24 protein-coding genes and 1 other RNA gene are annotated in these 25,733 nt (G+C 62.6%); 17 read left to right on the top strand and 8 right to left on the bottom strand.

The window, feature by feature from the left end; genetic code table 11:
* Positions 1-17: 17 nt before the first annotated feature.
* From AC3D25_RS07355 to trxA, 6 genes are all read right to left on the bottom strand, one after another.
* Positions 18-272 carry a type B 50S ribosomal protein L31 gene (locus AC3D25_RS07355; protein WP_309785179.1) on the bottom strand — a complete coding sequence of 85 codons (255 nt, stop codon included), beginning with the start codon at positions 270-272 and terminating at the stop codon, positions 18-20.
* Positions 273-417: 145 nt separating this feature from the next.
* Positions 418-1,254: a M90 family metallopeptidase gene (locus AC3D25_RS07360; protein WP_488887770.1), complete on the bottom strand. Its 837-nt coding sequence runs from the start codon at positions 1,252-1,254 to the stop codon at positions 418-420.
* A 4-nt stretch (positions 1,255-1,258) separates the two neighbouring features.
* Positions 1,259-2,794 carry an MFS transporter gene (locus AC3D25_RS07365; protein ID WP_488887771.1) on the bottom strand — a complete coding sequence of 512 codons (1,536 nt, stop codon included), beginning with the start codon at positions 2,792-2,794 and terminating at the stop codon, positions 1,259-1,261.
* On the bottom strand, positions 2,791-3,333 hold the full coding sequence (locus AC3D25_RS07370; RefSeq protein WP_488887772.1) for a MerR family transcriptional regulator: 543 nt from the start codon (positions 3,331-3,333) through the stop codon (positions 2,791-2,793). The genes AC3D25_RS07365 and AC3D25_RS07370 overlap by 4 nt, the downstream gene beginning before the upstream one ends.
* Before the next feature lie 157 nt (positions 3,334-3,490).
* Positions 3,491-4,756, bottom strand: a complete 1,266-nt coding sequence (gene rho / locus AC3D25_RS07375) for a transcription termination factor Rho (protein WP_035930509.1) — start codon at positions 4,754-4,756, stop codon at positions 3,491-3,493.
* A 313-nt stretch (positions 4,757-5,069) separates the two neighbouring features.
* Positions 5,070-5,396: a thioredoxin TrxA gene (gene trxA, locus AC3D25_RS07380; RefSeq protein ID WP_008349330.1), complete on the bottom strand. Its 327-nt coding sequence runs from the start codon at positions 5,394-5,396 to the stop codon at positions 5,070-5,072.
* 380 nt (positions 5,397-5,776) lie between these two features.
* On the opposite strand from trxA, the gene ffs reads away from it, so the two are divergent.
* The 6 genes from ffs (at position 5,777) to AC3D25_RS07410 (ending at position 11,391) form a co-directional block, all read left to right on the top strand.
* An RNA gene (ffs, locus tag AC3D25_RS07385) (signal recognition particle sRNA small type) lies at positions 5,777-5,875 on the top strand.
* Between the two features lie 268 nt (positions 5,876-6,143).
* Positions 6,144-8,843, top strand: a complete 2,700-nt coding sequence (gene dnaX / locus AC3D25_RS07390) for a DNA polymerase III subunit gamma/tau (RefSeq protein ID WP_488887773.1) — start codon at positions 6,144-6,146, stop codon at positions 8,841-8,843.
* 105 nt (positions 8,844-8,948) lie between these two features.
* Complete coding sequence (locus AC3D25_RS07395; protein WP_488887774.1) at positions 8,949-9,275, top strand: YbaB/EbfC family nucleoid-associated protein; 327 nt, start codon at positions 8,949-8,951, stop codon at positions 9,273-9,275.
* Positions 9,276-9,309: 34 nt separating this feature from the next.
* Positions 9,310-9,906, top strand: coding sequence for a recombination mediator RecR (recR, locus tag AC3D25_RS07400; RefSeq protein ID WP_488887775.1), 597 nt, complete (start codon positions 9,310-9,312; stop codon positions 9,904-9,906).
* Positions 9,907-9,929: 23 nt separating this feature from the next.
* A complete protein-coding gene (locus AC3D25_RS07405; RefSeq protein WP_488887776.1) occupies positions 9,930-10,154 on the top strand; it encodes a DUF1653 domain-containing protein in 225 nt (74 codons plus the stop codon).
* Between the two features lie 31 nt (positions 10,155-10,185).
* Positions 10,186-11,391, top strand: a complete 1,206-nt coding sequence (locus tag AC3D25_RS07410) for a CaiB/BaiF CoA transferase family protein (protein ID WP_488887777.1) — start codon at positions 10,186-10,188, stop codon at positions 11,389-11,391.
* Positions 11,392-11,403: 12 nt separating this feature from the next.
* On the opposite strand, the gene AC3D25_RS07415 is transcribed toward AC3D25_RS07410, so the two are convergent.
* Positions 11,404-12,378 (bottom strand): NADPH:quinone oxidoreductase family protein, encoded by a 975-nt coding sequence (locus tag AC3D25_RS07415; protein ID WP_488887778.1) that lies wholly within the window; start codon positions 12,376-12,378, stop codon positions 11,404-11,406.
* Between the two features lie 122 nt (positions 12,379-12,500).
* Between AC3D25_RS07415 and surE the strand changes: the two genes are divergently transcribed.
* Genes surE through rlmD form a run of 6 tightly spaced genes read left to right on the top strand, consistent with a single transcriptional unit; the run spans position 12,501 to position 18,670 of the window.
* Positions 12,501-13,259: a 5'/3'-nucleotidase SurE gene (gene surE, locus AC3D25_RS07420; RefSeq protein WP_488887779.1), complete on the top strand. Its 759-nt coding sequence runs from the start codon at positions 12,501-12,503 to the stop codon at positions 13,257-13,259.
* On the top strand, positions 13,256-14,302 hold the full coding sequence (locus tag AC3D25_RS07425; RefSeq protein WP_488887780.1) for a protein-L-isoaspartate(D-aspartate) O-methyltransferase: 1,047 nt from the start codon (positions 13,256-13,258) through the stop codon (positions 14,300-14,302). Before surE ends, AC3D25_RS07425 begins: the two co-directional genes overlap by 4 nt.
* Positions 14,303-14,307: 5 nt before the next feature.
* Positions 14,308-15,255, top strand: coding sequence for a peptidoglycan DD-metalloendopeptidase family protein (locus AC3D25_RS07430; protein ID WP_488887781.1), 948 nt, complete (start codon positions 14,308-14,310; stop codon positions 15,253-15,255).
* An 11-nt stretch (positions 15,256-15,266) separates the two neighbouring features.
* Entirely contained in the window at positions 15,267-16,361 is a 1,095-nt protein-coding gene (gene rpoS / locus AC3D25_RS07435; protein WP_488887782.1) for an RNA polymerase sigma factor RpoS, read from the top strand.
* Positions 16,362-16,415: 54 nt separating this feature from the next.
* Entirely contained in the window at positions 16,416-17,192 is a 777-nt protein-coding gene (locus tag AC3D25_RS07440; RefSeq protein ID WP_488887783.1) for a 3'-5' exonuclease, read from the top strand.
* A gap of 56 nt (positions 17,193-17,248) precedes the next feature.
* Positions 17,249-18,670, top strand: coding sequence for a 23S rRNA (uracil(1939)-C(5))-methyltransferase RlmD (rlmD, locus tag AC3D25_RS07445; RefSeq protein WP_488887784.1), 1,422 nt, complete (start codon positions 17,249-17,251; stop codon positions 18,668-18,670).
* Positions 18,671-18,813: 143 nt separating this feature from the next.
* Here rlmD and AC3D25_RS07450 read toward each other — a convergent pair whose 3' ends face one another.
* On the bottom strand, positions 18,814-19,512 hold the full coding sequence (locus AC3D25_RS07450) for a Bax inhibitor-1/YccA family protein (protein WP_488887785.1): 699 nt from the start codon (positions 19,510-19,512) through the stop codon (positions 18,814-18,816).
* Between the two features lie 323 nt (positions 19,513-19,835).
* Here AC3D25_RS07450 and ndk point away from each other — a divergent pair, with 323 nt between their 5' ends.
* The 5 genes from ndk (at position 19,836) to hisS (ending at position 25,719) form a co-directional block, all read left to right on the top strand.
* Complete coding sequence (gene ndk, locus AC3D25_RS07455; RefSeq protein WP_488887786.1) at positions 19,836-20,261, top strand: nucleoside-diphosphate kinase; 426 nt, start codon at positions 19,836-19,838, stop codon at positions 20,259-20,261.
* 151 nt (positions 20,262-20,412) lie between these two features.
* Positions 20,413-21,552 (top strand): dual-specificity RNA methyltransferase RlmN, encoded by a 1,140-nt coding sequence (gene rlmN / locus AC3D25_RS07460; RefSeq protein ID WP_488887787.1) that lies wholly within the window; start codon positions 20,413-20,415, stop codon positions 21,550-21,552.
* A 254-nt stretch (positions 21,553-21,806) separates the two neighbouring features.
* Complete coding sequence (locus AC3D25_RS07465) at positions 21,807-22,946, top strand: helix-turn-helix domain-containing protein (RefSeq protein WP_488887788.1); 1,140 nt, start codon at positions 21,807-21,809, stop codon at positions 22,944-22,946.
* Positions 22,947-23,055: 109 nt separating this feature from the next.
* A complete protein-coding gene (ispG, locus tag AC3D25_RS07470; RefSeq protein WP_488887789.1) occupies positions 23,056-24,372 on the top strand; it encodes a flavodoxin-dependent (E)-4-hydroxy-3-methylbut-2-enyl-diphosphate synthase in 1,317 nt (438 codons plus the stop codon).
* 6 nt (positions 24,373-24,378) lie between these two features.
* Positions 24,379-25,719, top strand: coding sequence for a histidine--tRNA ligase (gene hisS, locus AC3D25_RS07475; RefSeq protein WP_488887790.1), 1,341 nt, complete (start codon positions 24,379-24,381; stop codon positions 25,717-25,719).
* The last annotated feature ends 14 nt before the right edge of the window (positions 25,720-25,733 follow it).

Below are 25,733 nucleotides of genomic sequence, written 5' to 3' on the forward strand. Positions count from 1 at the left end.
TGCTGTTGGCGAACGTCTTACTTCTTCGCCGAGAATGCTGCGAACTTCTTGTTGAACTTTTCGACGCGGCCGGCCGTGTCCATGATCTTTTGCTGGCCGGTGTAGAACGGATGCGATTCCGACGACACTTCGATCTTCGCGAGCGGATAGGTCTTGCCTTCGAACTCAGCGGTTTCACGCGTGTTGATGGTCGAGCGCGTCACGAACTTGAAGTCGTTCGACATGTCGATGAACAGAACTTCGCGATAATTCGGGTGAATGCCTTCTTTCATGGTCTTTCCTGAGATCTGGCGGTAGCCAACTCGCTGGTTTCGCCTGGGGATTTCCAGGAGATAACTTTAAGAACGAGCCACTTGCCTAGGGTCGAAAAACGGAGATTATGCCAGAAAATCAGTCGGTTGGCAGGTTTTTGGGGTCTTACTGATCCGTATCGCCCAGCGCGCCGACCCTCGCCGGATCCTGCCGGTAATAGCGCGCGAGCAGCCGGTACAGCTCGGGATACGCGCTCTCGAAGGCGGTCGGCGTCACGAACAACGCCTCGCTGCACACGGCGAAGAACTCCGACGGGTGATCGGCGGCATAGGGATCGATCAGCGAGTCGCGCTCGAAACGGCTCCAGCGCCGCGCCGGAACCGCGTCCACCTGCGCGCAGAAATGGTCGTAGGCGTGATCGAAAACGTCCGTCCAGCCCGCTGCGTCGAGCGGCGCGTGCCAGCGTCGATAAAGCGGCGGATGCCCGTCGGCCTCGCCGTTCACCATATCTATTTTGTGCGCGAACTCGTGGATCACCACGTTGTACGCGTCGCCCGCGGTGTTCATCTGCGCGTCTTCCCACGAGAGCACGACCGGGCCGCCTTCCCACGCCTCGCCGCTCGCGTCCTGCTCGACTTCGTGCACGACGCCGTCTTCGTCCTCGACCGTCTTGCGGATCACGAACTCGCCCGGATACACGATCACGCCGACCCAGCCGCGATACAGATCGAGGCTCAGATTCAGCACCGGCAGACACGCTTGCGCGGCGATCGACACGATCATCGCATCGGTCAACGGCAGGTCGTGGGCGGTCGAAAATTCCTTCTGCGCGATAAAAAGGCTCGCGTTTTCGCGCAGACGAGCGAGATCGGCGGCGCTCAGATGGCCGAAAAACGGCAGGCGCGCGAGCGTGTCGCGCCAGAGCGCGTCGTCGATTGCATAGTTGCGCAGCGCGCGCTCGCGGCGTTGCGCGCCGAACCAGCGCGTGAAGAGATTAGCCATCGTTCTAGTCGATTTGTTGTTGCCACCACGCGAAGACGCCGCCGCAGATCGCGACGCCCATCAGGAAATAGAAGCCGTCCAGCGAAGCGAGGAAGCTCGCCTGTTGCGTCACCATCCGGTCGACGGAGACAAGCGCGAGCGCATGCGCGTCGGCGGCCGACCGTCCCGCCGCTGCAAAACCGTGCGCGAGCGCTGTCATCGTATTCTGGAACATCGGATTGTACGGATTTGCCCACTCCGCGAGGCGCGCTTCGTGCACCGCCTGCCGATGCTGCTCGACGATGATCACCGACGCAGTCGCGAACGAAATGGTCAGTTGCCGCACGATATTCTTCAGCCGGTAACCGTGCGTGAATTCTTCGATCGCGAAAATCCGGAAGGTCAGATTCGCGACCGGCAACACGATGAACAAAATCAAGAGGCCGCGCAGCAGCATCGGCAGGATCAGCGTTTCCTGACCGACGGCGGGCGTGAGGCGCGTGAGCAGCCAGCCGACCAGCGCGGCAAGCGCGAATCCCGGCACGATGATCATCTTCTTGCGCGGCAGCAGCTTGGCATAGCGGAGATAGGCGAAGAGCGCCGTGCCGGATATAAGCGAAGTCACGCCGACCAGACGTCCGGCATTCTCGACCGGATAAGCGAGCCCTTGTTCAAGCAGCCGCGAGATCAAATAGCTGAAGCCCGTGGACTCGTAGTAATAGAACATGTAAAGCAGCAATCCGACCTGAAACGTGCGTTCTCGCAGCGCGTGCAGCCGCACGAGCGGCGACGGATGATGCCATTGGTGATACACAAACCACGCGAGCGCGCCGATGCCCGAAGCGGACAGGAGAATCAGGATCGGCGATGCGGTGAAAAGCTGGAAGCGGACCTGTTGCATGACGAGTTGCAGCGCGCCTTGCGCGAACGCAAACAGCAGATACGGCCAGAAAGGTGTATCGCCGCGCGCCTCCGGTGCCACGTTTCCCGAGTTCGGCAGCGCGAACAACGCGAGGGCGGCGAGCGCGACGCCCGCGGGCGCCGTGCAGAAAAAGATCGCGCGCCAGTCGAAATGCGAGACGAGCAGGCCGCCCGCGAGCGGCGCGAGCGCGCTGCTCGCGACGATCAGCGCGAGAAACGAGCGCAGCGCGCTCGCACGCGGCTGCGGCGCGAAGCTGATCTGGATCAGGATGCGGCACGCGCCCATCATCGGGCCGATGAAATAGCCCTGCACGCCCCGCGCGAACATCAGTTGCAGCGAGCTTTCGCACAATCCCGACGCGATTGCCGCCGCCGAGTAGAAGAGCAGGCTCCCGGCGATATAGCGCCGGTGGCCGAGCCGGTCGACCCACCATTGCTGCTGGAGAATGCCGAGCACGGCGGCGATCGCGTAAGCGCTCGACGACCACACCAGTTCGTCCGGCGACGCGTTGATGCCGCCCGCGATATAGCTCGCGAAGAACGAAAACGACGCGTTGTCGAAGTAATCCAGGCCGGTCGCGAACGCGAGCACCCAGGGAAACAGATCGGCGCGCAGGCGGCCGGGCACGCTCGAATTCATGCGCGCGGACCTTTCGTGCGCGGCTTGGAAGTTTTACTCGCGGCTTTATTCGATGCTTGCGCGCGCTTTCGGCGTTCGAGCAGATCGTCGGCGGATTCGCCCGCGAGCCGCGCTTCGACGTAATCGAGGTCGAGCCGAAGTTCGTCGCGCACGGTCTGCGCTTCCTTGAGTTCGCGCCGCACCGCGTCGATCCGCGCGTCGAGCGCCTGCAACTGCGCGCTCAAGCCGTCCCGAATGTCCGCAAGCGATTCGGTCGAATAACGCTTGCGTCCCGTGTCGGTATCTTCGAGCGGTCGCTTGAGCATTTCCGTGATGCCATGCACCGAAAAGCCTAGCGAACGCAGCCGCAAGATCCGGCCAAAGCGTTCGAGATCGCTCTCGTCATATTGCCGATAACGCCCGCTGCTTCGGCTCGGCGTAAGCAAACCCCGTTCTTCGTAATATTTGAGCGTGCGCGGCGTGACGCCCAGCCGATCGGCGGCATCGCGGACGGTGAGAAGCGGGGCGCGTTCGTCTGGCAATTCGTTGGCGATCGGCATCGGCGGGCCTCGCGGGCGGAAAAGATGGAGCCGATTATAGTTGAACCTGAACGTGAACGTACAGGTTGGGTGGAAGCGCTGATTCTTGTCGTTTTATACGGACGAAAAAAAACCGCCCGGCGAAGGGCGGCTTTGTCAGCGGGACGCGAAGCTGAAATCAGCCTCCGCCACGACGCATCAGGTCGAAGAACTCGGAATTGCTCTTCGTCTGGCGAATCTTGTCGAGCAGGAATTCCATCGCTTCGACTTCGTCCATGTCGTGAATGAACTTGCGCAGCACCCAGACCTTTTGCAGCAGGTCCGGCTTGATGAGCAGTTCTTCGCGACGCGTGCCCGACTTGTTCAGGTTGATCGACGGATACACGCGCTTTTCCGCGAGACGGCGCTCCAGGTGCACTTCCATGTTGCCGGTGCCCTTGAACTCTTCATAAATCACGTCGTCCATGCGGCTGCCGGTTTCGATCAGCGCCGTACCGATGATGGTGAGCGAACCGCCTTCCTCGATATTGCGCGCCGCGCCGAAGAAACGCTTCGGGCGCTGCAGCGCGTTAGCGTCGACACCGCCCGTCAGCACCTTGCCCGACGCCGGCACGACCGTGTTGTACGCGCGCGCGAGACGGGTGATGGAGTCGAGCAGAATGACCACGTCGTGCTTCATTTCGACCAGGCGCTTCGCCTTTTCGATCACCATTTCGGCGACTTGAACGTGACGCGCGGCGGGTTCGTCGAAGGTCGAGGCAATCACTTCGCCGACCACCGAACGCTGCATTTCGGTCACTTCTTCAGGACGTTCGTCGATCAGCAACACGAACAGCACGACATCCGGATGATTCGACTTGATGGCGTGCGCGATGTGCTGAAGCATCACCGTCTTGCCCGATTTAGGCGACGCGACGAGCAGGCCGCGCTGGCCTTTGCCGATCGGCGAGATCATGTCGATGATCCGGCCCGTCACGTTTTCCTCGCCGCGCATTTCGCGCTCGAGCGGCAGCGGCTTGTTCGGATGCAGCGGCGTCAGATTCTCGAACATGATCTTGTGCTTCGAGGCCTCGGGCGGCTGCCCGTTGACCTTGTCCACCTTGACCAGCGCGAAATAGCGTTCGCCGTCTTTCGGCGTGCGCACTTCGCCTTCGATCGTGTCGCCGGTATGCAGGTTGAAGCGGCGGATTTGCGAGGGACTGATATAGATGTCGTCCGTGCTCGCGAGATACGACGTCTCGGGCGAGCGCAGGAAACCGAATCCGTCGGGCAGCACTTCAAGCGTGCCGTCGCCGAAAATCGTGTCGCCCGTCTTGGCGCGTTTTTTAAGAATCGCAAACATCAGTTCCTGCTTGCGCAGGCGATTTGCGTTTTCGATCTCGAGGCCATTAGCCATCTCGATCAGTGCTGACACGTGCTGAGACTTGAGCTCGGATAAATGCATACGGATTTCCCGCCAGGGAGAAGAGGAGCGACAGAAAGAATTTGGGGAAGAGGTGAGCGGAACCGCTCTAGGACTTATACGTCTTGAAGTCTTGTGATTCTAGCATAGCACACGCCGAGCAGGCCTCGGGTGCGGGATCCGGGAGCGTCATTTCCGCTTGTTGTCGCCTCACAACAAGACTCGCCTTCGAAGATGAACACGCCGGCGCGCCTGAAGACGAAGACGAGGACGAAGACGAGGCCAAACGTGAAACCGTCGGCGCAAACAAGAAAAAGCGCGGAAGGTCTTGGCGACGGTCCGCGCTTTCAAAAAATCACAGATTGCTGTCGAGGAATGCGGTCAGTTGCGACTTCGACAACGCGCCGACCTTCTGTGCGGCCACTGCGCCGTTCTTGAACAGAATCAGCGTCGGGATGCCGCGCACGCCGAACTTGACCGGTGTGGACTGATGCTCGTCGACATTGATTTTCGCGATTTGCAGACGGTCGCCGTAATCCTTCGCGACTTCGTCGAGGATCGGGGCAATCATCTTGCAGGGACCGCACCATTCCGCCCAGAAGTCGAGGAGGACCGGTTTGTCCGATTTCACGACATCCTGTTCAAAGGATGCGTCGCTGATGTGCTTGATTGATTCGCTCATTATGTAGATACCTCTATCGATTCGAGGCCCGCGTTTGAATGCTCGCCACGATACATCAAAACAGAAAAATTTTCGTTGCGCCGCGAGTTGGAAAGCGCTCGCGTACCGCACGCGGGGATCATTGCCGAAACAGACCGCGAACACGCCGCGAAAGTCTTGCGGCGCGAGGGTTACAGGTGATTCACACGCAATCTTAGCTTACTTTGCTATCCGTTGCCGGGCGCCGATAGCGCTCAGATGAGGCCGTCCGAACGATTCGCAAGGGCCGCGTGCGCCGTGCATGCTTTCTCTATACGGGACGGGCCAGGCGAGCAGGCCGGCGGCAGATTAATGCGAGCCGGGGCTGTCGCGGTGCGTCACTCGGTGATATGATTCGACGTGACGGGCCTCCTCGCATGGTGGCGCGGTCAACCTGGTCAGGTCGGGAACGAAGCAGCCACAGCCGTTTTCTACCAGTGCCGAGGGTCGGGCTCGTCACCTTCCGCTTTTTCTCAGTGTTTCCTCTGCGGTTTTTTCCGCGTCTTTTCTCTCGCGTTTCCGTTTGTGGTTTCCCTTGCGGTTTCCAGCGCGCATTATCAATTCCTTCTACGTTTCTTCAGCTTTTCTCCGCCGTTTGGCATGCTCGTTTTGGCCATTGGTTTTATCGCTTCGTGCTGTCGTCGTGCGCTTTCTGCCTATGCGCTTTGCCTCGCGCGGCGTGGGCGCTGAAAGGCCTTGTCGGCTTGACGTTGCTGATACAATTTCGGCATGACCTATCAAGTTCTCGCACGCAAATGGCGGCCGAAATCGTTCGCGTCGCTCGTCGGCCAGGAGCACGTCGTCCGGGCGCTGACGCACGCACTCGACGGTGGCCGCCTGCATCACGCCTATCTGTTCACCGGCACGCGCGGCGTCGGCAAGACAACGCTCTCGCGAATTTTCGCCAAGGCGCTCAATTGCGAGACGGGCGTGACCTCCACGCCGTGCGGCGTGTGCCGCGCATGTCGCGAGATCGACGAGGGGCGCTTTGTCGATTATGTGGAAATGGACGCGGCGAGTAATCGCGGTGTCGATGAAATGGCCGCGCTGCTGGAGCGCGCCGTCTACGCGCCGGTCGATGCGCGCTTCAAGGTCTATATGATCGACGAAGTGCACATGCTCACGAACCACGCCTTCAACGCGATGCTGAAGACGCTGGAAGAGCCGCCGGCGCACGTCAAGTTCATCCTCGCCACGACCGATCCGCAAAAGATTCCCGTCACCGTGCTCTCGCGCTGCCTTCAGTTCAATCTGAAGCAGATGCCGGCCGGGCATATCGTGACGCATCTCGAACACGTGCTCGGCGAGGAGCAGATCGCCTTCGAGCCGCAAGCGCTGCGGCTTTTGTCGCGAGCGGCTGACGGCAGCATGCGCGACGCGCTCTCGCTGACCGATCAGGCCATCGCCTATTCGGCGAATCAGGTGACCGAGGAAGCCGTGCGCGGCATGCTCGGCGCGCTCGACCAGAGCTATCTGATCCGCCTGCTCGACGCGCTGGCTGAAGGCAGCGGTGAGACCGTGCTTGCGATTGCCGACGAAATGGCGCTTCGCAGCCTGTCGTTTTCGACGGCGCTGCAGGATCTGGCGGGCTTGCTGCACCGGATCGCGTGGGCGCAGTTCGCGCCGTCGTCGGTGCTCGACGAATGGCCGGAAGCGGGCGATATCCGCCGCTTCGCCGAGACGCTCGTGGCCGAACAGGTCCAGTTGTTCTACCAGATCGCGACCATCGGGCGCGCCGAACTCGGGCTTGCACCGGACGAATACGCGGGTTTCACGATGACGCTGCTGCGCATGCTCGCGTTCGAACCGGCAGGGCCGGGCGGCGGTGGCGGCACGGGCGGCGGCAATGCTCACGACACGGCTAAGGGCGGCGGCATCGCGGCGCGTCGGCCGGCGGCGGTATCGGCGGGTTCGGCGGGAACGGCAGGTTCGGTCGCGGCGGCCCCGCGTGCCGAGCCCGCGCCGCGCGTGGCAGTCTTGCCGTCGGCTGCGGTCGCACCGCGCGTGGCGCCTGTGGTGGTGGATCGCGTGGATGTTGCGATGCCGACACCGCTTGTCGCGGCTCGGCAATCGGACGCGCCGGGGCATCGGGAAGCAGCGGGTTCGCCTGTGGCTCGCGAGGACGCGAATGCGCAAGCGGAATTCGCGCCCCAGCGGCGAACCGCAGCGGATACACCGGTTGAAGAAACCGCTCCGGCGGAATCGATTGTCTCCGGCGTGTCGCCGGTAGCGGCCGCGAGCGAGCCTGTTCCAAAAACGACCGCAGCGCCAATCGTTGCCGCCGCTCAGCAGACCGCAATCGAAGCCGAAGCCGCAACGACAGCCGAAGCCACGGCCGCAACGAAATCGGAAGCCGAAGCCAAGGCCGAAGCGAAACCCGACGCCAAGGCCGAAACGACAGCCGAAGCCGAACCGAAACCCGAAGCTACCGCCGAAACGAAAGCCGAAGCCGAAGCCGAACCGAAAGCCGTCGCGCCGCAAGCGCCGCAAAAAGCGCTGGAGCCACCTAAGCCCACGCCGCCCACGCCCCCCGTCGAGCGGACGCGCGCGGGTGGTGCTAGCGCCGCGCTCGATGTGTTGCGTAGTGCGGGTATGCGGGTGAGCTCGGATCGCGGTGCGCGTGCGGCGCCGGCCGCCCAGGCTGCACCGACACCCGCCGCCACGACGCGTCCTGCCGCGCCCATCGTGCAGGTTCCCGTGCCGCGCCGTCCGGCCGCACCAACGCCAGTACCCACGCCAGTACCCACGCCAGCACCGACGGCGCAGCAATCCCGTTCGGCTCAAAGCGCGCCGGTCGCGCCGTGGGACGACATGCCGCCGGACGACTACATGCCCGCGTCGGCGGAAGATGCGTACTTCATGCCGCCCGACGATGGCTTCGTGCCCGCGTTCGAAAGCGGGCCGGACGATCTGCGCTTCAACGACGCACCTGACAACTTACCCAACGAAGCGCCCGCCGCGCGTCCGAAAACCGAAGTGCCGCCTCGCCGCGACGCCCGGCCGCTGCCGCCCGGCGTGCCGCTCGATGCAATCGGCGTGGAAGGCGACTGGCCCGCGCTCGCCGTCGATTTGCCGCTCAAAGGTATTTCCTATCAACTCGCGTTCAACAGCGAACTGACCGCCTGCGACGCTGCATCGATCACGCTCAGCGTGCCGGTCCCGCAATACGCCGAAGCGTCGCAGGTCGCGAAGCTCAAGACCGCGCTCGCGGACAAGCTCGGCCGCGCGCTGGAGGTGATCGTCGTGGTCGGTCCGGCGCGACGCACCGCCGCCGCGCTCGACGCCGCCGCGCGTGAGCGCCGTCAGGCGGACGCCGAGCAGGAAATCGCGCAAGACCCGTTCGTGCAGTCGCTGATCCGCGACTTCGGCGCGAGCATCGTCCAGGGCTCGATCAAGCCGCTCGCGGCGGGGTCGCAAGCCAGCAGTTAGCCCAAGCATCGGCGTTCGCCGCGTCGCTTGGATGCCGCGCGCGCCGATTGCATCCACGCTTATCCGTTCGTCCACATTCGCACCATTCCGATCAAGGAGCCGATCATGATGAAGAACCAACTCGCCGGGTTGATGAAGCAAGCGCAGCAGATGCAGGAAAACATGAAGAAGATGCAGGATCAACTGGCGCTGATCGAGGTGGAAGGCCAGTCGGGCGCGGGTCTCGTGAAAGTCACGATGACCTGCAAGAACGACGTGCGCCGCGTGCAGATCGACCCGAGCCTGCTCGCCGACGATAAAGACATGCTGGAAGATCTCGTCGCCGCCGCGTTCAACGACGCCGTGCGCAAGGCCGAAGCCACCACGCAGGAAAAGATGAGCGGCATGACGAGCGGCATGCCGATGCCGCCGGGTTTCAAACTGCCGTTCTGAGCATCCGGACGCGCCTCACCATTCGCAGGACGACATGAAACAACCTTCCGCCTTGTCGGCGCTCGTCGAAGCGTTGCGCGCGCTGCCGGGCGTCGGCCCGAAGTCGGCGCAGCGCATGGCGTATCACCTGATGCAGCACGACCGGCCCGGCGCGGAAAAGCTCGGGCGCGCGCTCCAGTTCGCGACCGAGCACCTGAAGCACTGCGAGAAGTGCAACACGTTCACGGAAGCGGAAATCTGCGAGGTGTGCCGCGATGAGGAACGGGATCCGGCGCTCCTGTGCGTGGTCGAAACGCCCGCCGACCAGATCATGCTGGAGCAGACGCTGACGTATCGCGGGCTGTATTTCGTTTTGATGGGCCACTTGAGCCCGCTCGACGGTATCGGTCCGAAGGAAATTCATTTCGACCGGCTGATCGGCCGCGCGATCGACGGCATCGTGCAGGAAGTCGTGCTCGCCACGAACTTCACGAACGAAGGCGAGGCGACCGCGCACTATCTCGCGCAGACGCTCAAGGCGAAGGGCCTGAAAGTGACGCGGCTCGCGCGCGGCGTGCCGGTCGGCGGTGAGCTCGAATACGTCGATGCGGGCACGATCGCCCGCGCGATGCTCGACCGCCGCTCGGTATAGACATCGATTTCAGGAACCCCGCAATGACCGAAGCAGAAGCCAGAACGCTCGCCACGCATCAGCATTACAAGGGCGGGCTGTATCGCGTGATCGGCGTGGCGCGGCACTCGGAAACGGAAGAGGCGATGATCGTCTACGAACATCTCTGGCCGCACGAGCGCGGCCTCTGGGTGCGCCCCGCCGAGATGTTCAACGGCACGCTCGCCGACGGTTCGCCGCGCTTTCGCGCGCTCGACATTCCGCTTTAAAAACGCCAGAGAAAAGCAACAAGGAGACAGCATGAGCGCAGTGACCGGCCCGCTCGCGGGCGTGAAGGTGCTCGAACTCGGCACGCTGATCGCCGGCCCGTTCGCCGCCCGCTTCATGGGCGAATTCGGCGCGGACGTGATCAAGATCGAGGATCCGAACGGCGGCGATCCGCTGCGCAAATGGCGCAAGCTTTATCCGGAAGTGGGCGGCACGTCGCTCTGGTGGGCGGTGCAGGCGCGCAACAAGAAGTCGGTGACGGTCAATCTGAAAGCCGAAGAGGGCAAGGAAATCGTCCGGCGGCTCGCGAAGGAAGCGGATATCGTCGTGGAAAATTTTCGGCCCGGGCTGCTCGAAAAGCTCGGTCTCGGGTATGAAACGCTCGCCGCCGACAATCCCGGTCTCGTGATGGTGCGCCTCTCGGGCTACGGTCAGACCGGTCCGTATCGCGACCGGCCGGGCTTCGGCGCGATCGCGGAATCGATGGGCGGGCTGCGCCACATTACCGGCTATCCGGATCTGCCGCCGCCGCGCATCGGCATTTCCATCGGCGATTCGATCGCGGCGCTGCACGGCGTGATCGGCGCGCTGATGGCGCTGCATCACCGGAAAGCGAACGGCGGCAAGGGGCAGGTCGTGGACGTCGCGCTCTATGAGGCAGTGTTCAACATGATGGAAAGCGTGGTGCCGGAATACGGCGTGTACGGCATGGTGCGCGAGCGCACCGGCGCGTCGCTGCCGGGCATCGTGCCCTCGAATACGTATCCGTGTCTGGACGGCAGCATCGTGATCGGCGGCAATAGCGATCCGATCTTCAAGCGCCTCATGACGGCGATCGACCGCGAGGATCTCGCGAACGACCCCGGACTCGCCTCGAACGACGGCCGCGTGCCGCGAACGCAGGAAATCGACGGCGCAATTGCGGCGTGGCTCGCGCCGCGCGGAATCGACGAAGCGCTCGCAGTCCTCAATGCCGCCGACGTACCCGCCGGACGCATTTTCAGCGTGGCCGACATGTTCACCGATCCGCAATTCATCGCGCGTCAGATGCTCCAGCGTTTTCCGTGGCAGGACGGCCGCGAAATCACGTTGCCGAACGTCACGCCGAAGCTGTCCGAAACGCCCGGCGAGACGCGCTGGCTCGGGCCGAAACTCGGCGAGCACACCGACGAAGTGCTGGCGTCGATCGGCTACGACGCCGACGCGATCGCGCAACTGCGGGCGGCGTCGGTCATCTAGAAGCAGGGGCGCTCACGGCTCGATAACGATCTTGCCCGTCACGCGGCGGTTCGCCATATCGTCGAGCGCCTGCGGCGTTTGCTCGAGCGTATAACGGCGGCTGATGTGCGGCTTGAGCCGGCCTTCGCCGATCCACCCGAGCATCTGTTCGAACGCCGCCGCGCTGAAGCCCGGCTCGCGTTTCATGTGCTCGCCCCAGAATACGCCCACGACACTCGCGCCTTTCAGCAAGGTCAGATTAAGCGGCAGTTTCGGAATCTCGCCGTTTGCGAATCCCACCACGAGATAGCGCCCGCGCCAGCCGATACTGCGGAACGCCGCTTCGGCGTAGTCGCCGCCGACCAGATCGAAGATCACGTCCGGGCCGCGCCCGTCCGTCAGCGCCCGAATCCGCTCGCGCAAGTCTTCCCGTGTGTAATCAATTGTCGCGTCCGCACCATTTTCGACGCATAGCGCGAGCTTCTCCGCGCTCGATGCCGCCGCGATCACGCGCGCGCCGAGCACGTGGCCGATCTGCACCGCCGCGAGCCCAACGCCGCCCGCCGCGCCGAGCACGAGGAGCGTCTCGCCGGCTTGCAGCGCGCCCCGGTCGACGATCGCGTGGTGCGACGTGCCGTAGGCGAGCGTGAACGCGGCCGCGCTCGCGAAATCGATGTCGTCGGGCAGTTGCACACACGCCGATTCCGTCGCGCGCGCCTGTTCCGCGAAGCCGCCCTGCGCCGTGTAGGCCGCGACCCGCATGCCGGGTTTCAGCCGCGCGACGTTCGCGCCGACCTCCCGCACGATGCCCGCGAACTCCGCGCCCGGCGTGAACGGCAGCGGCGGCTTGAACTGGTACTTGTTCTGAATGATGAGCACGTCCGGGAAATTCACGCTCGCGGCCTTCACGTCGATCACGACCTCGTCGGCGTCGGGATGCAGGTCGGGCAAAGTGTCGAGCGTGAGCGTGTCGGGCGGTCCGTACTGGTGGCATCGAATGGCGCGCATAGGTGCTCCGTGAGGGGTTTTCTCGCCAGTGTAGAGCAGGGCGCGCGCGCGGAAAAACGCGACTCGCCGAAACGCGCCGAGCCGTCGTTCGCGTGCAATCTTTCCTCGGTTACAATCGCCGGATGCGAATCCTACTCAGCAACGACGACGGTTATCTGGCGCGCGGCATCCATGCGCTTCACGAGGCGATCACCCCGCTCGGCGAAGTCACCGTGATGGCGCCGGAGCAGAATTGCAGCGGCGCATCGAATTCGCTGACGCTGTCGCGGCCGCTCAACATTCATCAGGCGGCGAACGGCTTTTACTACCTCAACGGCACGCCCACGGATTCGGTGCATATCGCGCTGACGGGCCTGCTGGACGAACGGCCGGACCTCGTCGTCTCGGGCATCAACAACGGCCAGAACATGGGCGAGGACACGCTGTATTCCGGCACGGTCGCCGCCGCCACCGAAGGCTTCATGTTTGGCGTGCCGGCCATCGCGTTTTCGCTCGTCGGGCGCGACTGGCTGCATCTGGACGATGCCGCGCGGGTCGCCGCGGAGATCGTCGCGCATTATCTGGCGCATCCGATGCCCGGTCATCCGTTGCTGAACGTCAACATTCCGAGTTTGCCTTACGACCAGATGGGCGAGTGGCGCGTCACGCGGCTCGGCAAACGCCATCCTTCGCAGCCGGTGATCCGTCAAACCGATCCGCGCGGCAATCCGATCTACTGGATCGGCCCGTCGGGCGATGCGCGCGATGCCAGCGAAGGCACCGATTTCCACGCGGTGGCGAACGGTCACGTTTCCATCACGCCGCTGCAACTCGACCTGACGCATACGGCGCTGCTAGCCGGGACGCGCGAATGGGCGAACGCCGGGAGCCGCCGTCCATGACGGACGAGCGCGCGAAGCGCTTTCCGCTCGCACTCGCCGATCTCGTGCGCGAGCCGCGCAAACCGCTCGCGAAGACCTCCGCCTCGGGCGCGCTCCGGTCGGTGAGCGGCGCGGGTTCGGCTGTGTCCAAAACCGCGCCGTCCAAAATTTCATCGTCCAAAGCCGCGCCGACGAAAACCCTTGCCACGAAGCCCGCGGCGCTGAAACCCGCGGCGCTGAAACCCGCGGCGCTGAAACCCGCGCTGGCGCCGAAGCCGAAGCCCGCGCCGTCCGCTGCCGCATTGCATCGGCCGGGTGCGGTGCGTGGCGCACCGCCGCGTCCGGCCGATCCGCGCGAAGCCATCGCGTCCGTCACTGTCAGAAAGGGCGCGCCGAACGTCGCGCTCAATACGGTGCATGCGCTGACTTCGGAACGGGTGCGCGAGCGCATGGTCGAAAGGCTGCGCGGCAACGGCATTACCGATCCGCGCGTGCTGAACGCGATGTCGGTCGTGCCGCGCCACATGTTCGTCGATCCCGGTCTTGCCGCGCAGGCTTATGAAGACGCCGCGCTGCCGATCGGGCATCACCAGACCATTTCGAAACCGTCGGTCGTCGCGCGCATGATCGAACTCGTGGCAGCGGGCCGCACGCTGCAGAAGGTGCTGGAAATCGGCACCGGCTGCGGTTATCAGGCGGCCGTGCTGTCGCAGATCGCCACCGATGTTTATTCCATCGAGCGCGTGCGGCCGTTGTCCGAGCGCGCAAAACTGAATTTGCGGCCGTTGCGGGTGCCGAATATCCGCCTGCATTACGGCGACGGCCGGCTTGGGTTGCCCGCCGCCGCGCCGTTCGACGCGATCGTGATCGCCTGCGCGGGGCTGGACGTGCCGCAGGCGTTGCTGGAGCAACTGGCAATCGGCGGCCGGCTGGTCGCGCCGGTCGGTTCGCAGACGGCGCAATCGCAGGTGCTCACGCTTGTCGAGCGCGTCTCGGCCACTCAGTGGCGGGAATCGCAGCTCGATCGTGTTTTCTTTGTACCCTTAAAATCCGGAGTGATTTGACACCGATGAGTATGTTGCATGCTATGCGAGAAAAGAGCGCTAACGCCCGTCTGACGGCGGTTGAGCGCGGCGTGTGCGTCCTCGCGCTGTCCGTGCTGGCAGCCTGTTCGACGCGTATGGATCAGGCGCCCGTCGTCGACCGCACCGGCGCGGCCATCAGCACACAGGACGCTCAGGCCGGCGCCCCGCTCGGGCCGACGCCGCCGGGCTATTACCGTGTGAAACCGGGCGACACCCTATACCGGATCGCGCTGGAAAACGGTCAGAATTATCGCGACATCGCCGCGTGGAACAACATGACCAACCCGAACCAGATCGAAGTCGATCAACTGGTCCGGGTCGCGCCGCCGGGCGCGAATCTCGCCGCGATGACGCCGGGCGTGTCGACGTCGCCGGTCGCGGGCGGCGGCGTGCAGAGCCAACCGCTCGGCAATGCACCGCAAGCGGGCGTGACGACGGGGACACTCGCGGCAGCGCCGGTCTATGGATCATCGTCGGGAATGGGAACCGCACCGGCCGTGCCGGGCGCGGTCGCCGGCGCAGCGCTCGCGCCGGGCGTCGATAACGGCGCTGCTGCAGCGACCGGACAGCCGGCGTTCATCTGGCCGGCGCGCGGTCCGATCCTCGGCACCTTCGACGACGCCAAAAACAAGGGCGTCAACATCGGCGGCGCGGCGGGCGACGCGGTGAATGCATCGGCGGATGGACGGGTCGTCTACTCCGGAAATGGGCTCCGTGGCTATGGCAATCTCGTAATCATCAAGCACGACGCGACTTTTCTCACGGCATATGCACACAACCGCGCTTTGATGGTAAAAGAAGGGGACGCGGTAACAAAAGGGCAGAAAATCGCCGAGATGGGTAATAGCGATTCCGACCGCGTGATGTTGCATTTCGAAGTTCGCCGGCAGGGCAAACCTGTCGACCCACTGAAGTATTTGCCGCCGCAATAAGCGAAACCATCATGCCGAAAACGAAGCGCCGCGCGCCGCAAGCCGAGACTGAGACCATCAGCCGACCCATGCAGGTTTCGGCGGAAGACGGTGCTTCGGGCCATGATGAAGAGGAGGGCGACGCGGCCGAGAACGAACTCGACACCGCCGAGGACGACTCGGACGCGCCCGGCAAGGACGCGGGGGGGAGCGCAAACGATTCCGCGCCCGACGCCGACGACTTCAAGTCGATTCTCCAGGCCGAACTCACGGCCGACACCATCCAGCATTACCTGAACCGGATCAGCGTCAAGCCGCTTCTCACCGTCGAGGAGGAGCAGCGCTATTCGCGTCTTGCAAAGGCGGGCGAATTCGAAGCGCGTCAGGTGATGATCGAGCGCAATCTGCGGCTGGTCGTGAGCATCGCGAAGGGTTATCTGAATCGCGGCGTGCCGTTGCTCGATTTGATCGAGGAAGGCAATCTCGGCTTGATGCACGCCATCGAAAAATTCGATCCCACGCGCGGTTTTCGTTTTTCGACCTATGCCACCTGGTGGATCCGCCAAAGTATCGAGCGTGCCATCATGAATCAGGCGCGTACGGTGCGCCTGCCGGTGCACGTGATCCGCGAGCTGAATCAGGTTCTGCGCGCGAAACGGCATCTGGAAAAGAACTCCGCGAATTCGAACACGGCGATCGCGCCCGACCGGCGCGACGCGAGTATCGACGATATCGCGTATCTCACCGGCAAGACGCCGGAGGAAGTGACCGATATTCTCGCGCTCAACGAGCACACGGCCTCGCTCGACGCGCCGCTCGATCTCGACCCGGGCAGCAGCCTGCTCGACCTTCTTTCCGACGACCAAAGCCAGTCGCCCGATGCCGAAGTGCAGCATCGCGAACTGGAAACGTTGACGAAACTTTGGCTGTCGCGCTTGTCGGACAAGCATCGGCACGTGATCGAGCGGCGCTTCGGGCTGAATCACATCGAGCCCGCAACGCTCGAGGAACTCGCCGACGAAATGGGCCTCACGCGCGAACGCGTGCGCCAGATTCAGCAAGAGGCGCTCGTGCGTCTCAAGCGCTTTTTCGCATCGAACGGCGTTCGGAAAGACGCCGTGCTTTAAGGTGGCGTCTTTCGAGGTGCAATCCTTCAGGGCGCCACCGTACTTTCAGACTCAATGACACCTATTCTCGTTTTCGACATCGAGACGATTCCCGATGTCGACGGTATTCGCCGTCTCGAAGACCTTCCCGCCGATCTCACCGATGCCGAAGTGGCGGAATCCGCATTTGCCGCTCGACGTGAACGCGTGGGTAACGACTTTCTACCGCATCATCTGCAGCGTATCGCGGCCATCTCCTGTGTATTCCGCGATAACAACGGCTTTCGCGTGCGGTCGCTCGGCACGTCGACGGATTCCGAGGCGTCGCTCATCCAGTCGTTTTTTCGCGTGATCGAGAAATACACGCCGCAACTCGTCTCGTGGAACGGCGGCGGTTTCGATCTGCCCGTGCTGAATTACCGCGCGCTGGTTCACGGCATCGCGGCGTCGCGTTATTGGGACCAGGGCACCGACGACCGCGAATTCAAGTTCAACAATTACCTGAGCCGCTATCACTCGCGCCACACCGATTTGATGGACGTCCTCGCGATGTATCAGGCGCGGGCGAACGCGCCGCTCGACGCGCTCGCCAAGTTGTGCGGCTTTCCGGGCAAGCTCGGTATGGACGGAAGCAAGGTTTGGGACGCGTTCTGCGACGGGCGTATCGACGAAATTCGCGCCTATTGCGAGACGGACGTGGTGAATACGTATCTTGTTTATTGCCGTTTCCAGTTGATGCGCGGTGGTTTTTCCGCCGATGAATATGCCGACGAGGTGAATCTCGTCAAAAATGCGCTGGCGCTGGAACCGTCGCCACACTGGGCGGAATATCTGGCCGCGTTCGATCAGTAACCGAGCCGGGTTCGTCTACAATCTCGCCTTTGCCACGTCAGTCAGGAAGTTCGCAGGTGTCTGAATCCGCTCGAAAATTCTCGCATCGCCGCCGCGGCGCGCCGGTTAAGACCGTTGTAATCGACCCATCGTTTGTCGCGCCCGAAATCGAAATCGATGCACTCGATATGGAGGCGCGCGGCGTCGGCCGGACCGCGACCGACAACGGCGAGCCGGGCAAGGTGATTTTTGTCGAAGGCGCGTTGCCGGGCGAGCGGGTTACGTATTCGAGCTACCGCAAGAAACCGAGCTTCGAGCAGGCGGTAGTCGTCAAAGTGCTGCGCCCGGCCGTGATCCGGACGACACCAAAATGCCGTTATTTCGACGTGTGCGGCGGCTGTTCGATGCAGCACCTCGAAGTGCGCGCGCAGATCGCCGCGAAACAGCGCGTTCTCGAAGACAATCTGCAACACTTAAGCAAGTTGCGCGCTGAAACCATGTTTCGCCCGATCCACGGACCGTCGTGGGGATATCGCTACCGCGCGCGGTTTACTGTGCGCTATGTAGCGAAAAAGGGCGGCGTGCTGGTCGGTTTTCACGAGAAAAAGAGCAGTTTTGTCGTCGATATGACGAGCTGCGAGGTGCTTCCGCCGCATGTTTCCGCGCTGCTCGTGCCGTTGCGCGAGTTGGTGGGCGGTTTGTCGATCCGCGAACGCATGCCGCAAATCGAGCTCGCCGTGGGATCGGACGTGACGGCGCTGGTTTTGCGCATTCTCGAATCCCTGACCGACGCCGACGAAGCGCTGCTGCGCGCTTTCGCCGACGAACACGGCGTGCAGTTCTGGCTTCAGCCAAAGGGCCCGGACACGGTTTATCCGTTTTATCCGCTCGATCGCGAACTGGCTTACACGCTGCCGGAGTTCGATATCCGCATGCCGTTCAAGCCGACCGATTTCACGCAGGTCAATCATCAGATCAACCGCGTCTTGGTCAGCCGCGCGCTAAGTCTGCTCGCGCCGTCCCGCACCGATCGCGTGCTCGATTTGTTTTGCGGCATCGGCAATTTTACGTTGCCGCTCGCGCGAATTTCGCGGGAAGTGGTGGGGATTGAGGGAAGCGAGGTCTTGACGGCGCGGGCACTGGAAAATGCGCGCGCGAATGGCGTCGCGGAACACACGTCGTTTGCGTGCCGGAATCTGTTCGAGGTCACCGCGGACGATATTCGCGCGCTCGGCGCATTCGACAAATTCCTGATCGATCCGCCGCGCGACGGCGCGCTCGCGATTATCCGGGCGCTGGCCGAAATCGCGCAAAGCGGGGACGGACCGCTGCCGAAGCGCATCGTGTACGTCTCATGCAGCCCGTCGACACTCGCGCGCGACGCGGGTTTGCTTGTCCACGAGGCCGGCTATCGGATGAAGGGCGCGGGCGTCGTGAACATGTTTCCGCATACGTCGCATGTCGAGTCGATCGCGTTGTTCGAGCGAGACGAGGCGTGATCAAGCGGCGCCGCGATCTCGCGCAGACATGAAAAAACCGGCCCGAGGGCCGGTTTTTTGTTTTGCGAGAGGCGTTGCTAGTTCTTTCTTATTTAGCGAGCGGAAGCCCGTCTATCGGTGCTCAGTGGGTGCCTATTTGATGCTCAGTTGCGATTGCCGCCGAAGATGCCGAGCAGCGCCAGCAGGTTCGTGAACACGTTGTACAGATCAAGATAGATCGCGAGCGTGGCGCTGATGTAATTGGTTTCGCCGCCATTTACGACACGCTGGACGTCAAACAGCATATACGCCGAAAAAATCACGATGGCGAGCACCGAGACCGTCAGCATCAGCGCCGGCAGGTGCAGGAAGATGTTCGCGAACGAGGCAAGCAACAACACCAGCACGCCCATGAACAGCCACTTGCCGAGGCCCGAAAAGTCGCGCTTGCTGACCGTTGCGATGGTCGCCATGGCCGCGAAGATCACGCCAGTGCCACCGAACGCAAGCATGATGAGCTGCGGTCCGTTCGAAAAACCGAGGATGAAGCTGAGTAGCCGCGACAGCATCAAGCCCATGAAAAACGTGAAACCGAGCAGGACGAGCACGCCAATGCTGCTGTTCTTCGTCTTCTCGATCGCGAACATGAAGCCGAACGCGATGGCGAGGAACGCGATGAAGCTCATGGTGGGGCTGGTCGCCGCGAAGAGCGAGAAACCGGTCGCCACGCCGATCCATGCGCCGAGCACCGTCGGCACCATAGAAAGGGCAAGCAGCCAATAGGTGTTGCGTAGCACGCGGTTTCGGGTCTCGGCCGAGGTGACGGTGCCGCTGCGGCCAAAACTGTACGGGGATTCGTTCATGGTTTCTCCTTGCCTTGACGATGTAATGCTGATGGTTGCAAGCGCCAACAAATAAGGCCGAATCGAAGCGCCGCGTGAACTCCGGCTTTCCGCCGACGCGCGCCGCCCATGACGCCAATATGAATGCAGCTTGCCTCAAATTCAATAGGGCCACATGGGATGCGACAATACTTTTCTTACCGTTTGTTGCATACGACACGCGCGCTACTTCGTTGCTTTGATTCTTACTAAACCGTAAGGTTTCAATCGCAATGATACCTCTCTTCGTGCTATAATTGCAGATTCATTTAAATTCGTAACCCGTTAATTTTTTGGAGTTTTTCATGGCGATCGAACGCACCCTGTCGATTATCAAGCCGGACGCAGTGGCAAAGAACGTTATCGGTCAAATCTACAGCCGTTTCGAGAATGCGGGCCTGAAGGTTATCGCGGCTCGCATGGTTCATCTGTCGCGCGCTGACGCTGAAAAGTTCTACGCTGTTCATGCTGCACGTCCGTTCTTCAAGGATCTGGTCGAGTTCATGATTTCGGGCCCGGTAATGATCCAGGCGCTGGAAGGCGAAGACGCGATCACGAAAAACCGCGACCTGATGGGCGCGACGGACCCGAAGAAGGCCGATAAAGGCACGATTCGCGCTGATTTCGCCGACAGCATCGACGCGAACGCCGTGCACGGTTCGGATGCCCCGGAAACGGCAAGCCAGGAAATCGCATTCTTCTTCCCGGAAGTGAACGTTTATTCGCGTTAATCGGGCGCGATAAGCAGTCGCTTTAATCAATTTGGCTGGATTCGGATCGCGCACTTGCTCTCCGAATCCGCTGAAATAAGATGGAATTTGGCGCGAAGGCTCCCGGACGAATGTCCAGGCTTCGCTCAAGACAGAAATGGCAGAATTCGACATGACGAGCAGTACCACCGTCAACCTTCTCGATCTTGACGCCGCCGGGCTCATCGCTTATTGCGACAGCCTGGGGGAGAAGCCGTTTCGCGCCAAACAGTTGCAGCGATGGATTCACCAGTACGGCGCCGACGACTTCGACGGCATGACGGACCTGGCGAAATCCCTCCGCGAAAAATTAAAGGGCCGCGCCAACATGGCGATGCCCGAAATCGTCCGCGATCACGTTTCCACCGACGGCACACGCAAGTGGCTAATCGACGTCGGCAACAGTAACGCGGTCGAAACGGTATTTATCCCCGAGGAAAACCGCGGCACGCTGTGTGTTTCCTCGCAGGCGGGTTGTGCCGTGAATTGCCGCTTTTGCTCGACGGGCAAGCAGGGCTTTTCACGCAATCTCAGCACGGGCGAAATCATCGGTCAGTTGCGCATGGCGGAATTCGCAATGCGCAAGTCGATGGGCCGTGAAGTCGGCGGGCCGGGCAAGGGCGATCGTGTCATCACGAATGTCGTGATGATGGGTATGGGCGAACCGCTCTTGAACTACGACGCCGTCGTGCCGGCCATGCGCCTGATGCTCGACGACAACGCCTACGGTTTGTCGCGTCGCCGCGTGACGCTTTCCACGTCGGGCGTCGTGCCGATGATGGATCGACTCGCCGCCGATTTGCCGGTCGCGCTGGCGGTGTCGCTTCACGCGCCGAACGATCCGCTGCGCGACATGCTCGTGCCGCTGAACAAGAAATATCCGCTGCGCGAATTGATGGCCGCGTGCCAGCGCTATCTCAAAGTGGCGCCGCGTGATTTCATTACGTTCGAATATTGCATGCTCGATGGCGTGAACGACACGGAAGCGCACGCCCGCGAACTGCTCGCGGTCACGCGCGATGTGCCGTGCAAGTTCAACCTCATCCCGTTTAATCCGTTCCCGGAATCCGGTCTCACGCGTTCGCGCAATGACCAGATCAAGCGTTTCGCGCAGGTTCTGATGGACGCTAACGTCGTCACGACCGTACGCAAGACGCGCGGCGACGATATCGATGCCGCATGCGGGCAACTTGCCGGTGCAGTGCAGGATCGCACACGTCTCGCCGAGCGGATGGGGAAGGCGTCGAAGGTAATCGAGGTTCGATCGATCTGACGGCCGCACGAGCCGATTTGCAGAAAGCGCTTCGGCTTTCGTGAAATCTCAGACATTTCTGGCGCGTTTCAGTACCAGCACAAGAAAAACACCAGACAAAAAGCAGCGGGCGATCGGAAGCGGCACACGAGGCCGCGGATTTTGCTATAAAGCGGTCTGCAACCTCGGGTTGCAACCTATGACGCGCGGCGTGCACCCAGTGAGTGCGCGCCACGCCGGCAGCGCAAGTAAAGAATCGATGCGAGGAATTTGGGATGAGTGAGCCGCAGCACCCGGCGCCGTTCGGAGATAAAACCGGTCACCACTCCGGAATTCAGGCTGAGCATGCCGAGGGGAATTTTGGCAAGCAGCCGGGAGCGCGCGTGGGCGCAAATCAAGGCGGAAATCTGGATTCCATCGTGGCTGTCGGCGCAGCGCTGACGCAATTGCGCGAAGCGAAGCATTGGTCCATCGACGATGTGTCCGCGCGTCTGAAAGTCTCGCCCCAGAAGCTGCGCGAGCTCGAACTCGGCGACATCAGCCATCTGCCGGATCGCACGTTCGCAGCGGGCATTGTCCGCAGTTACGCAAAAATGCTCGGCGCCGATCCTGAGCCGTTCACGCAGGCGCTGCGTCGCGCCAACGGACCGCTCGAACAAAATCTCTCCTTGCCCGCGTCGTCCGGCGCAGGCCTTCCGCGTGGCCGCGTTTCGGTGCCGCTTGGCAGCGCGCCGCGTCGCCGGTCGTGGTTGTGGGGCGTTGCGGCCGTCGTGGTCGCATTGCTCGCGCTGGCGATGTGGCACACGGGCGGCGATTCGTCGGCGTGGCTTGCTCGCCTGAAGGCAAGCGCCCATGTCTCGCCGACGTCTACCGCGAGCGAAGCGACCGTTGCGGCATCGTCGGTTGCGACGCCCGATGAAATCGCCGCGGCGAATACGGGCGAAGCCGCTTCGGCCGGTACGCCGGGCGCAACTCCGTCAGCGGGTTCAGCCAGCGAGCCGGGCGCTGCCGTTACCATTGGCGGCCAGCCGATGCCGCGTCCGCTCGGGACGAACGCGCAGCCTGCGTCGTCGTCGACGATTGCGGCCGTCCAAAATTCGCCGGCGTCCACGCCGGCCGTGCCTTCCAGCGCCGCGCCGGCTTCGGCGGCAGCGGTGGCGGGCAGCGGATCGAATGCGCTGCAACTCTCGGTCACGCAGGACAGCTGGTTCAGCGTGCGCCAGAACGACGGAAAGGAAGTGTTCTCGGGGCTCGTGCATGGCGGAAGCAGCCAGCGCGTGCAGGGCGACGCGCCGTTCAAGGTCACGGTCGGCAATAAGGCGGGGCTCCAGTCCATGACCTTCGACGGCAAGAACGTCGATCCCGCGAAATACGCCGACGCGCGCGGCAACGTCGCGCGATTTTCGTTACCCTAACGGCGCTTCATCGATTGGAGGCTTCGCGGCTTAAGGCTCGCGGCGCCGGTTTCAGCATTCCACACACGCACTGACCGCGGCGAAGTCGGCGGTGCAAGAGGGTTTTTCGATGCAATCCGAAACTCAATCCCTGATTAAAAGCCAGATTTGTTCGACCGAGCCGGTGTTCGGCGGTCATCGGCCGCGGCGCGCGTCGCACGCTGTCGACGTACGCTGGGGCGGCCAGCTCGTCACCATCGGCGGCGATGCGCCCGTGCGCGTCCAGTCGATGACGAATACCGACACAGCCGACGCCATCGGCACCGCGATTCAAGTCAAGGAACTGGCGCAAGCCGGCTCCGAATTGGTGCGGATCACGGTGAATACACCGGAAGCCGCCGCCGCTGTGCCGCACGTTCGCGACCAGCTCGACCGGATGGGCGTGTCGGTGCCGCTCGTCGGCGATTTTCATTACAACGGTCATTTGTTGTTGCGCGATCATCCGGCGTGCGCCGAGGCGCTCTCGAAGTACCGGATCAACCCGGGCAATGTCGGGCAAGGCGCGAAGCGCGACACGCAATACGCGCAGATGATCGAAGCGGCGGCGCGTTACGACAAGCCGGTGCGGATCGGCGTGAACTGGGGCAGCCTCGACCAGGACCTGCTCGCGCGGATGATGGACGAAAACGCCGCGCGTTCGACGCCCTGGGAAGCGCAAAGCGTGATGTACGAGGCGCTGATTCAATCGGCGATCGGCTCGGCGGAGCGCGCGGTCGAACTCGGCCTGCCGCGCAACCGGATCATCCTGTCGTGCAAGGTGAGCGGCGTGCAGGACCTGATCGCGGTGTATCGCGAGCTTTCCAAGCGTTGTAGCTTCGCGCTGCATCTCGGGCTGACCGAGGCGGGCATGGGCTCGAAGGGGATCGTCGCTTCGACGGCGGCGCTTTCCGTGCTGCTGCAGGAAGGCATCGGCGATACGATCCGCATTTCGCTCACGCCTGAGCCGGGCGGCGCGCGCACGGGCGAGGTGATCGTCGGGCAGGAAATTCTGCAAACGATGGGCCTGCGCTCGTTCACGCCGATGGTGATCGCGTGTCCGGGTTGCGGACGGACCACGAGCACGTTGTTCCAGGAACTCGCGTCGCAAATTCAGACGTATCTGCGCAATGAAATGCCGGTTTGGCGCGACCAGTTCCCGGGCGTCGAGAAGATGCACGTGGCGGTCATGGGCTGCATCGTGAACGGTCCGGGCGAATCGAAACAGGCGAATATCGGCATCAGCTTGCCGGGTTCGGGCGAAAATCCCGCCGCGCCGGTGTTTATCGACGGTGTGAAGGTCAAGACGCTGCGCGGTGAGCGCATCGCGGAAGAATTCCAGCAAATCGTCAGCGACTACGTTGCGCGCACTTATGGCAAGCGCGAAGAGACGGCCGCGGTTTCACTCTAAAGACAGATGACAGAACAGAAGAAAAAGCTCGGCAAGCTGAGCGGCGTGAAGGGCATGAACGACATCCTCCCGGAGGATGCGGCGTTGATGGAATTTCTCGAATCGACGGTCAAGTCGATGCTGCGCGCTTACGGATATCAGAATATCCGCACGCCGATTCTCGAACATACGCAGCTTTTCACGCGCGGAATCGGCGAAGTGACCGATATCGTCGAGAAAGAAATGTATAGCTTCACCGACGCGCTGAACGGCGAGCATCTGACGATGCGCCCGGAAAACACGGCGGCTGTCGTGCGCGCCGCGATCGAGCACAGCATGCTCTACGACGGCCCGAAGCGGCTGTGGTACATCGGCCCGATGTTCCGTCACGAGCGTCCGCAGCGCGGGCGGTATCGCCAGTTCCATCAGGTCGGCGTGGAAGCGCTCGGTTTCTCCGGGCCGGATTCGGACGCCGAAATCATCATGATGTGTCAGCGCCTGTGGGACGACCTCGGGCTGACGGGCATCCGGCTCGAACTGAATTCGCTCGGCCAGCCGGAAGAGCGCGCGGCGCATCGCGAGGAGCTCATCAAGTATCTGGAACAGCACGTCGACGCGCTGGACGAAGAAGCGAAGCGCCGCCTCTATACCAATCCGCTGCGCGTACTCGACACGAAGAATCCGGACATGCAGGAGATCGCGCAGAACGCGCCGAAACTCGTCGATTTTCTGGGCGATGAATCGCGCGCGCACTTCGAAGGCGTTCAACGTCTTCTGTTGGCGAACAATATCCCGTTCAAGATCAATCCGCGGCTCGTCCGCGGTCTCGATTATTACAACCTGACCGTGTTCGAATGGGTGACCGACAAGCTCGGCGCGCAGGGCACGGTGGCCGGTGGCGGCCGCTACGATCCGCTGATCGAGCAGCTCGGCGGCAAGCCGACCGCCGCGTGCGGCTGGGCGATGGGCATCGAGCGTATTCTTGAATTGCTGAAGGAAGAGAAGCTCGTGCCGGAGCTGGAAGGCACGGACGTGTATGTCGTCCATCAAGGCGCGGCGGCGGGCGAGCAGGCGTTCATCATCGCCGAGCGTTTGCGTGACACGGGCCTCGACGTCATCCTCCACTGCAGTGCGGACGGGGCGTCGGCGAGTTTCAAGTCGCAGATGAAAAAGGCCGACGCGAGCGGCGCCGCTTTTGCCGTCGTGCTGGGCGAAGAAGAACTGGCGCAGGGCACGGTCGGCGTGAAGCCGCTTCGTAATACCGCGAAAGATGGTCAAAAGAGCGAGCAGTCCACCGTACCGGTGGAAGACTTGACCGAATTTCTAATCAATGCGATGGTTGCATCCGCCGACGACGGCGCTGATTAAAAATTAGGCAGCGC

The sequence above is a fragment of the Caballeronia sp. SL1002 genome (genome assembly GCF_057814995.1).